The organism is Parashewanella sp. 2304DJ23-3 (assembly GCF_056591695.1).
The window spans coordinates 1-3,306 of record NZ_JBWQOH010000017.1; the positions used below are offsets into that span (position 1 = coordinate 1).

Here is a 3,306-nt window from a genome sequence, read left to right on the forward strand (position 1 = left end):
TGCGTATAAAGGATAGACTTTGAGATTCATTACATTTTCAGTATTGTTTTTACTCTCTTTTTCTTCGACAGCAAGTGAATGTGCTGGTCACGTTTTCTTTTATCTTGAAAAGTCTAACCAAGAAGTTGAAATTGAATCTGACTTTCTTTATTCGTTTAAGAAAATCATTCCTCATTTGCAACAACAAAGGATTACGTATTCCTTGCATAGAGAGTACCCAATTACGGCACGCACCTGTTTTTCCAATAGTGTTTCACCAAGTTTGGGTGAACTTGAAAATAGTTCTGGATATATTTTAATGAAAAGTAATAACCAGCAGAAAATGTTTAAAGGTACATTAACGGACATAGATCTGTTAAGTAATATAAAGCAGTACCTTAAACAGTAAATACGCATAACAAGGCATTCAATCGGAAAAATACTTGTTGGCTTTTTCCGCTACGCTCCAAAATTATAGCCAACAACCATTTTCCGCTTAATGCGGCGTTAGCTACCAGAGGTATTCTTGGAATATCAGTTTCTTTATGACTTTAAGATAAATGGACTCACTGCCTTTTTATTCCCTTTGGCTGGATTGTTGTTTTTTTTAATTTGGATACTTGGCTCGCTCGCTGCTGACATGGAGAGAAATGATACAAGTAATTGGAGGGTTGCTATAAGTAAAAAAACCATTATTGCTTGTTTTCTGGGTATGATTTGGGTTCTTGCGGTCGGTACAGGTATTACTAGAGAGTACATCAAACTACATAAAGCTATAGGCACAAGCAAAGTAAGCACAGTTGAAGGTATTGTTAAAAACGTTATTCGAATTAGTAGGTGCCAAAATAAAAACACTCATGATAAGGTTCATAAAGAAAAGGGAAATGAATCTTTTGAAATCAATGGTCATTTCTTCGAATATAGCAATTCAGTTTCGACAGCATTCAATGGTGGCGATTGTTTTGGTCCAATTAAATCGGGCATGCCCCTAAAAGTTACCTTTCACAAAAAAAGTAATTCAATAATGATAATTGAAACGTTGGTGAAAAAAGGTAGCTAACAAGTGCATTAACAAGGACGCAAAACTGTTTGGCTTTGCTCCTTCGTCGCAAATTATAGCCAAACATTTTGCGCCTGTTATGCAGGCGTTATACGTTACTCAAGGATGACTATGAATTTAAGGATATTATTACTCACACTGTTGCTTACGAGCTGTTCTAAAGTAACTCCTGAGTTTGAAAAGTTAGCTGTTGAAATTTCAAATGAGAAATCTGCAAATTTTGACTCAGGAAACTGGCAAGTTGGTGGCAACTTACAATCTGCAAATGCTATAGAGTGGCAAAAGGCTTCTTTTCAAAATAAAAGAGCAACTTGCAGTACTTTCTTATTGGCTTTAATTCAGCAAAACAAACTATCTATAACAGATAAATCTGATAAAAATATCAAAACAATGTCAGAAAAACTTGTGCATACATTAAATGAGCGCTTTAAAATGTCTGGAAATGCTGTTGAGAATGAGGCTTCATTTAAACACTTATTAGTAAGTCGTGAAGCTCTCAAAGCAATAAAGTCATTAAACTGGCTCAAAAACGTATAACAAGCGCTTCAACAAGGACAAATACTGGTTGGCTCCTACGCTGCGCTTCGGATTTTAGCCAACCAGCATTTGCCTGTTAAGCGGGCGTTAAATGCAATCACATATTCATACATCAAAGTAAATTTAAAACATGGAACTAACTGATTTAATATCATACAAAGACATCATACTTCTGATTATTGGCGGACTAATTGGCTATTTTGTTAACATTCTCGTTGTTAAACAAACAGATAAAACAAAAGGCCTCACTCTTGAAACTACTGGTCGTCGGATCATTATTGAATCAGCAACATCATGTCCTTTTACGGTTAATGACCAAAATGGAAATCAACTAGACAATGTTTATCTAGTTAACGTTAGAATATGGAATAAGGGCAAAAAGCATGTTGAGCGAGGAGATATAAGTAAAGACTATCCTCTAGAAATACACCTTGATAAAGAAGCTGAAATATTGGGTGAACCCATTATATTCAGAGGAAGTGACAAAATCGGGCTAAACATCCTAAGAAAAGATAATAATTCTTATGGCGTAGACTTTGAGTGTGTAAACCCTGATGAATGGTCTGAATTAGGATTTTTTGTAAAAGATAATCCTAATGTTAGTATTTCAGCCTCAGGAAGAATTTATGGACAAGATCAAGATTTCAGTCATTCAATAGATGACAGTAAAGCAAGTTGGTTTGAGCGAATCACTGTAGGCTTGCTTCTCATATTTGTTGTTATGAGTCCAACAGCTTTATTATACGGACTTTGGTGGCTATTTTCAGATTTTTCAATTCAGATACTCTGGAGCGAAACCGATAAGATTCCGGAGAATCTTCTACGTTTACTTACTTATGGAACTTTTGTTCCGATGCTTGCATTTATGGCGTATAGCCAAGTGTGGCTTAAGAGAAGAGGCAATCCGAAATCATACCCGATTGATGAAGACTTTGAACCCAGTGAAGCTAAAAACATTGGTGCTATGTGGGGAACAGCCCTGACGGGTAAAAATTATCGAGTTTCAGGTTCATCTCACAATAAAGGTGAGATTTACGTGCCAAACAAATAAGCATTTAACAAGTGGGTCCAGGTGACGCCTACGGCGCACCTGACCCAAGCGTTATGTTTCTAAGGGATAGTGTTGAACATGGGCGAATGGAGTCGTGCAATGATGATCAGCATAGGTTACTGCGGGTTACCGTTTGTACTCTATTACGTTATTGCTGGCGGCTTCCCTACCAATAAAACTGAATTTATGGGGTTTGTTACTATTTCCTTAATTTTTGTTTCGGTGTATTTGCTGCTCTCTTTCGCTGGTTGGTTAACTTTAGGCATTTTTTCGCATTGGTTAATCTGTAAATACACAAATGGTCACTTTGTATATTACGTTTTGGCAGCTGTTATTATTAGTTGTGTTTCAAGTGTTATTATCAATTACGATCTAGTCCTATTTTTTGGCGGTGTAGCTCTAATGCAGGCTTTAGTGTTCAAATATCACATTAACAAGCCCGAAACATAACAAGAGACTATGGCGTCAAGAGTGAATAATAATTTTATTTTCATCCCATTTTATTCCGTCTCTCAACATTGAATTTAGAATCACCACCATCTTTCTCAAGCAGGCAATAATAGCGACTTTCTTTGGCTTGCCTGCTTGTGTAAGCCTTTGATATGTTGCTTTAAATAAAGGGTTGCATTGCATAGCGGACATCATAGCCATAAATAACGTACTTCTGATATGAGAGCGT

5 protein-coding genes and 1 pseudogene are annotated in these 3,306 nt (G+C 36.4%); 5 read left to right on the plus strand and 1 reads right to left on the minus strand.

Annotated elements, in window-relative coordinates:
* The first annotated feature begins 19 nt into the window (after positions 1-19).
* The 5 genes from AC1EU2_RS18585 to AC1EU2_RS18605 all read left to right on the plus strand — a co-directional run bounded on the left by AC1EU2_RS18585 (position 20) and on the right by AC1EU2_RS18605 (position 3,077).
* Complete coding sequence (locus AC1EU2_RS18585; RefSeq protein WP_480299769.1) at positions 20-388, plus strand: hypothetical protein; 369 nt, start codon at positions 20-22, stop codon at positions 386-388.
* A gap of 117 nt (positions 389-505) precedes the next feature.
* On the plus strand, positions 506-1,039 hold the full coding sequence (locus AC1EU2_RS18590; protein ID WP_480299770.1) for a hypothetical protein: 534 nt from the start codon (positions 506-508) through the stop codon (positions 1,037-1,039).
* Positions 1,040-1,144: 105 nt separating this feature from the next.
* Entirely contained in the window at positions 1,145-1,576 is a 432-nt protein-coding gene (locus AC1EU2_RS18595) for a hypothetical protein (RefSeq protein ID WP_480299771.1), read from the plus strand.
* 130 nt (positions 1,577-1,706) lie between these two features.
* Positions 1,707-2,627, plus strand: coding sequence for a hypothetical protein (locus AC1EU2_RS18600; RefSeq protein WP_480299772.1), 921 nt, complete (start codon positions 1,707-1,709; stop codon positions 2,625-2,627).
* 78 nt (positions 2,628-2,705) lie between these two features.
* Positions 2,706-3,077, plus strand: a complete 372-nt coding sequence (locus AC1EU2_RS18605; RefSeq protein WP_480299773.1) for a hypothetical protein — start codon at positions 2,706-2,708, stop codon at positions 3,075-3,077.
* Between the two features lie 15 nt (positions 3,078-3,092).
* Here the strand turns inward: AC1EU2_RS18605 and AC1EU2_RS18610 are convergent.
* A pseudogene (locus AC1EU2_RS18610) lies at positions 3,093-3,306 on the minus strand (IS110 family transposase); the annotation flags it as partial.

Excerpts from the sequence above, each read along its gene's own strand:
- AC1EU2_RS18595 (WP_480299771.1), top strand. The coding sequence starts at position 1,145 with ATGACTATGAATTTAAGGATATTATTACTCACACTGTTGCTTACGAGC.
- AC1EU2_RS18600 (WP_480299772.1), top strand. The coding sequence starts at position 1,707 with ATGGAACTAACTGATTTAATATCATACAAAGACATCATACTTCTGATT.
- AC1EU2_RS18605 (WP_480299773.1), top strand. The coding sequence starts at position 2,706 with ATGGGCGAATGGAGTCGTGCAATGATGATCAGCATAGGTTACTGCGGG.